4 protein-coding genes are annotated in these 5,226 nt (G+C 40.8%); 1 reads left to right on the top strand and 3 read right to left on the bottom strand.

Annotated elements, in window-relative coordinates:
* Positions 1-221 precede the first annotated feature (221 nt).
* Together ABZA00_RS16290 and ABZA00_RS16285 are read right to left on the bottom strand one after the other, a co-directional pair.
* On the bottom strand, positions 222-770 hold the full coding sequence (locus ABZA00_RS16290) for a peptidylprolyl isomerase (protein ID WP_372883206.1): 549 nt from the start codon (positions 768-770) through the stop codon (positions 222-224).
* Between the two features lie 69 nt (positions 771-839).
* A complete protein-coding gene (locus tag ABZA00_RS16285) occupies positions 840-1,424 on the bottom strand; it encodes a YajG family lipoprotein (protein ID WP_372883205.1) in 585 nt (194 codons plus the stop codon).
* A gap of 976 nt (positions 1,425-2,400) precedes the next feature.
* On the opposite strand from ABZA00_RS16285, the gene uvrB reads away from it, so the two are divergent.
* Positions 2,401-4,413 carry an excinuclease ABC subunit UvrB gene (uvrB, locus tag ABZA00_RS16280; protein WP_372883204.1) on the top strand — a complete coding sequence of 671 codons (2,013 nt, stop codon included), beginning with the start codon at positions 2,401-2,403 and terminating at the stop codon, positions 4,411-4,413.
* 506 nt (positions 4,414-4,919) lie between these two features.
* Here uvrB and ABZA00_RS16275 read toward each other — a convergent pair.
* Positions 4,920-5,226 (bottom strand): hypothetical protein (locus ABZA00_RS16275; RefSeq protein ID WP_372883203.1); only part of this gene is annotated, 307 nt, incomplete at its 5' end.

Below are 5,226 nucleotides of genomic sequence, written 5' to 3'. Positions count from 1 at the left end.
GCTTAAAAATTCGTGGCGGCAGGTAGTGCCGACACGTTAAACGCTTGTAAGAGGTTTTAGAAGACTAACGCAACTTAATGTTGCAATGCCTAAACCGTTGACGACAAGAATCACCTTGCTTTAGCTGGGTGAGCTTCAAGCGTGTTAATGCGATAGCTATCTGCAGTTAGATTGATTGTATTAAAACCTCTGCACAAGCAGTTAGTGCAGAGGTTTTGATCTTATTTTGCAGAGTTGATCAGCGAGATGCTGCTGATAATAACAGCCTGTAGGGGTTTATCACCTGCAGCAGTTTTCACGACGGCTATTTTATCAACCACGTCGATGCCGTCTGTCACCTTGCCAAATACACTGTAACCCCAGTTCTGACCTTGTGCATCTAAAAAATCATTATCTTTATGATTAATAAAAAACTGCCGGGTTGCTGAATGCGGGTAACCGGTTCTTGCCATGGCAATGGTGCCTCGTTTGTTACTTAAACCATTCCGGGATTCATTCTCTATTGCTGCCAGAGTGGTTGCCGGTTTTCCTGATACTGTAAAGCCTCCTCCCTGGATCATAAAGTTATTAATGACCCGATGAAAGGTGGTTTGTTTAAAACCATCTTTTTGCACATATTCTAAAAAGTTAGCAACAGTTTTTGGCGCCTGCTGCGGATTTAACTCTACAACGATTTGCCCTTCCGATGTCTCGATTAAGATCGTCGGATTTTCATTAGATAATACCGTGGTGCTGATAAACAGCAGAAAAAAAGATAACAGGTGTTTCATGAAGGTTCCTTTTATGAATATACCCAAGCTACTGAATTTGCATCTTAAGGTAGTCTGGGTATAAGTGAATCAGAAGTTTTCCAGTTTAGCCTTAATTTCCGGATCGAGCGCAATTTCAGTTAACAGTTGTGATAATTGTGTATTCAGCTGTTTACTGATTTTTTTGCTGTTGGCATTCAAGGGGGCTTCTGAAATAGCGTTGGAGTTAAAGGTTTTGTTGTATACCTTATTATTGGCGTTAAGTTGTATTTTGATAACCACCTCGGAATTTATTTCATGTTTATAAGTAGACTGTTTGACCTTGGCCAGTATTTTAATCAGCTGCAGATCTATTTTGTACTCACTTCCAGGGGAAATAATTAACCCTTGCGCCTGCCACTCTTTATTTAACGTCTGCATAATAATGCGATGACTGCTGTCTGCTTCATTAATCAGTGTTGCCGGGCCATCGCCTGCACTTATTTCAATTAAATAGCGGGCAATACGTCGATCCTGACTGCTCAGTGACCAGATATTATTGCTATCAATAACCGGTGGATTTTTTCCTGTTGAAATTTCAGGTGTTACCTGCATAGTGCTTGGTACGCTGCTGCAGGAAAATAAAAAAAAGGCAACAAATATTGATGTAAAAACAGGGATTGATTTAAGCGACACATGGATCACAATATGTTATTCCTATAGTAGGGTAGAGATAAATCAGGATGATAGCAAATCAACTTGATTTGTGATGCTTTTAAATAAAAAAGTGCCTTTTTTTTACCCAACCCGTTTCTTTTTTTGTTAAATAAAGCCCTTTAAATGTTAATTAAGATTGTTTTTGCTGTTATTAGATGACATTCATCAGGACTAATTATATTTTTGGAATGTTTTATCTTTTTTTTAAAAAAAATTTTCAATATCTTCGCAGATCATCCACTCAAGATCTTTTTTCGTCTTTTCATTTGCGACTGCAAGCCCTGTGGTTTCTGGCTTTGCGGCGGTTATCCACTTTTCCTGTGGATAACTCTGTGGGAAGATTTGTTAAAACCCTCTCCAGCCCTTATCACTACTTACTTCGAAGAGCATTGCAGCAAAAACGAGCAAAATAATTTTATCAATAAAAACAATGTGTTAAAAATGTCAAACGTCTTTCTTCTGAGTTGTTTTGCAGATATTTAAAAAAAATTTAATTACTCTAAAGTCAATATTTAAATGTGAATTATTTTCATTCAATCAAGTAAAAAATGATTGACATACTTAGAAAATCTCTGATTTTTATTGTTGTTTATTTAAGCGCGACTGCACTAATGTTATTAGCAAAAGATCCCGTCAAGTTAATTTCATCCTTGCTGTAATTATTTTGTTAACAATCAAAAATAGCCTGAAGAGGCTGCGTAGCATCAAAACAACGTGCTTAAAAGAGTAGTTGGAGATATTTTTATTGCTAACAGGTAGTTTTGAGTATTTTAATTTATTTTGAATAGACCATGATGTGTGCAGTTTGTATTAATAAAGATCTTTAGACTGTCACAAAGCACCGGCTTGGAGAGATTTTGAACGCAAAGAACTTTCTGAAAATGGTATTCTGCAGAGTTTCTGTGGCGTATTATGGCTGAATATCCAAACAGGCTCCAGAGCGCAGAGGTGATGCATGCATAAACCATTTCAACTTTCTTCCAAATTTTCACCTGCTGGTGATCAACCCCAGGCAATTGATAAATTAGTTGACGGTATTGAATCCGGTCTTGCTTTCCAGACGCTGCTGGGGGTGACTGGATCGGGGAAAACTTTTACCTTAGCGAATGCCATCGCAAAACTTAATCGTCCGGCATTAATTCTTGCGCCTAATAAAACACTCGCGGCACAGTTATACGGTGAGATGAAAGAGTTTTTTCCAAATAATGCAGTCGAATATTTTGTTTCCTACTACGATTATTACCAGCCGGAAGCTTATGTACCGAGCTCAGATTCTTTTATTGAAAAAGATGCGGCGGTTAATGCTCATATTGAGCAGATGCGACTTTCTGCAACGAAAGCATTGTTGGAGCGTAAAGATGTTGTACTAGTTGCTTCTGTTTCTGCCATATACGGTTTGGGCGATCCGACTGCCTATCTGCAGATGATGCTGCATCTGTCGGTGGGAGAGATTATCTCAAGTCGGGAAATACTGCAGCGTCTGGTGGATCTGCAGTATAACAGGAACGAAACCGAACTCAGCAGGGGCACCTTTCGTGTACGTGGCGAAGTGATTGATATTTTTCCCGCGGATGCTGAAAAAGAAGCTTTAAGAATTGAATTATTTGATGACGAGGTCGAGCAAATTTCAATATTTGACCCGCTCACCGGACAAGTGCTTGATAAGTTGGCGCGTGTCACTGTTTATCCTAAAACTCATTACGTCACACCCAGAGAGCAGATTTTAAAAGCGATTGAGGGTATCAAAGAAGAGCTTAATCAGCGCAAAAAAGAGTTCCTTGAGCAGAATAAGCTGATTGAGGAACAGCGTATTTCTCAGCGTACCTTATATGATATCGAGATGATGAATGAGCTTGGCTACTGCTCAGGTATAGAAAACTACTCCCGTTACCTTTCCGGGCGGGGCATTGGTGAAGCACCTCCGACTTTGTTTGATTATCTTCCCAAAGACGGTTTATTGATTATCGATGAAAGCCACGTCACTGTTCCGCAAATTGGTGCTATGTACAAGGGAGACCGTTCGCGTAAAGAAAACCTGGTTAATTATGGTTTCCGGCTGCCCTCCGCGCTGGATAACCGCCCCTTGAAATTTGAAGAGTTTGAAAAAATAGCGCCGCAAACTATTTATGTTTCAGCCACCCCGAGTGATTATGAAATTGAAAAATCTCAGGGCGATGTTATACGTCAGGTGATACGCCCGACAGGTTTACTTGACCCGCTGATAGAGGTGCGTCCGGTAAACACTCAGGTGGATGATCTGTTGTCGGAAGTAAACATAAGACTCCCTTTGAAAGAACGGGTGTTAGTGACGACCTTAACCAAGCGTATGGCAGAGGATCTTACTGATTATCTGCATGAGCACGGGATTAAAGTACGTTATCTGCATTCTGATGTTGATACCGTTGAACGTGTGGAGATAATCAGAGATTTGCGCCTGGGGGTTTTTGACGTGTTAGTGGGTATTAACCTATTGCGTGAAGGTTTAGATATTCCCGAAGTATCTCTGGTGGCTATTCTGGATGCGGATAAAGAAGGCTTTTTAAGATCCGAGCGTTCACTGATACAAACCATGGGACGTGCTGCGCGAAATTTAAACGGCAAGGCTATTTTATATGCTGATAATATTACCGGTTCAATGCAAAAAGCGATTAAAGTGACCGAAGATCGCCGTCAACTGCAACATCAATTTAATATAGATAATGGCATTGTCCCGCAGGGATTATCCAAGCAGGTCAATGATGTGATGCAGTTAGGGCAGCGCAACCTTAAAAAAGCAAACTTAAAACAAGCCGGCGTGGCTGAATATAAAGCCAAATATGAGATTCACAGTGAACAGGATATCCTTAAGCAGATTGCCATATTGGAAAAACAGATGTTCGCCTTTGCCAAGGATCTGGAGTTTGAAAAAGCGGCTTTATTAAGGGATGAGGTTGCCAAGTTACATGAGCAGCTGGTAGCTGTAGGTTAGATTAAACGGATAAAGAAGAAGGGCAAGGTGGTAAACTATGTTCTTCGTTGTTAGAAGGCTTTGATTTAGAATAACTAACCTCAACTCGGGAATGACGGGGGGGGGTATTCGGGAAGGGCGGCAATGTATTATCCGTCACCTCCGAGATGATTTAATCGGAGGTCTCATATGCGGATTATGCAAGCCTGCCTGGATGCGGGAGTCCAGATATAGTAAAGCATTACTCTTATGTGCTGGAGGCTTTGAGATTCCCGATTAAATCATCTCGGGAATGACTGGAGGGGTATTTTCCGGTACCCTCAAAGTTTCTCACAATCGTCATCCTCACAGTGTTTTATTGGGGATCTCATTGAGTTATGGTGTTGCTGACCCTGATGGTTCTGCCTCTGCAAACATGCCTGCGCATTGTTAGTTTTTGAGCAAAACTCTATTGCAGGCAGATCTCCAATAGAAGAGTACAATAACTAGAGCACCATATATTAAAAAAAAACGGCACCAGTGAGAGCTCAAATGGCCTCAGGCAAGGCAAATTTTTGAAGATTTAGTGCGCTAAATCGAAGAAATTTAACGCAGCATGCGGTCATTTGTGCCTCGCCCTTCGGGATCGACTGAAAATAGCCCATACTACGTTGTGTCAGCTTGAAATAGGTCACTATTCCTTCGCGAACGCGCCTCCCATGGGCTATTTTTAGTCCGCTCTGGTGTTCGTTTTTTAAACTATATGGTGCTCTAGGTGTTTTCGTTTTTATCGCTATCCTTAGGGTCTGTTGATCTTTCGCGGTTAATTTTTGTTCGAGATAAAAGCGTTTTAAT

The sequence above is a fragment of the Psychromonas sp. genome, assembly GCF_041586535.1.
GTDB lineage: Bacteria > Pseudomonadota > Gammaproteobacteria > Enterobacterales > Psychromonadaceae > Psychromonas.
This window is presented reverse-complemented; position numbering and strand designations above follow the sequence as displayed.

What these genes read in the sequence shown, in the direction of transcription:
- ABZA00_RS16290 (WP_372883206.1), bottom strand. Translation starts at nt 770, where the DNA reads ATGAAACACCTGTTATCTTTTTTTCTGCTGTTTATCAGCACCACGGTA.
- uvrB (WP_372883204.1), top strand. Translation starts at nt 2,401, where the DNA reads ATGCATAAACCATTTCAACTTTCTTCCAAATTTTCACCTGCTGGTGAT.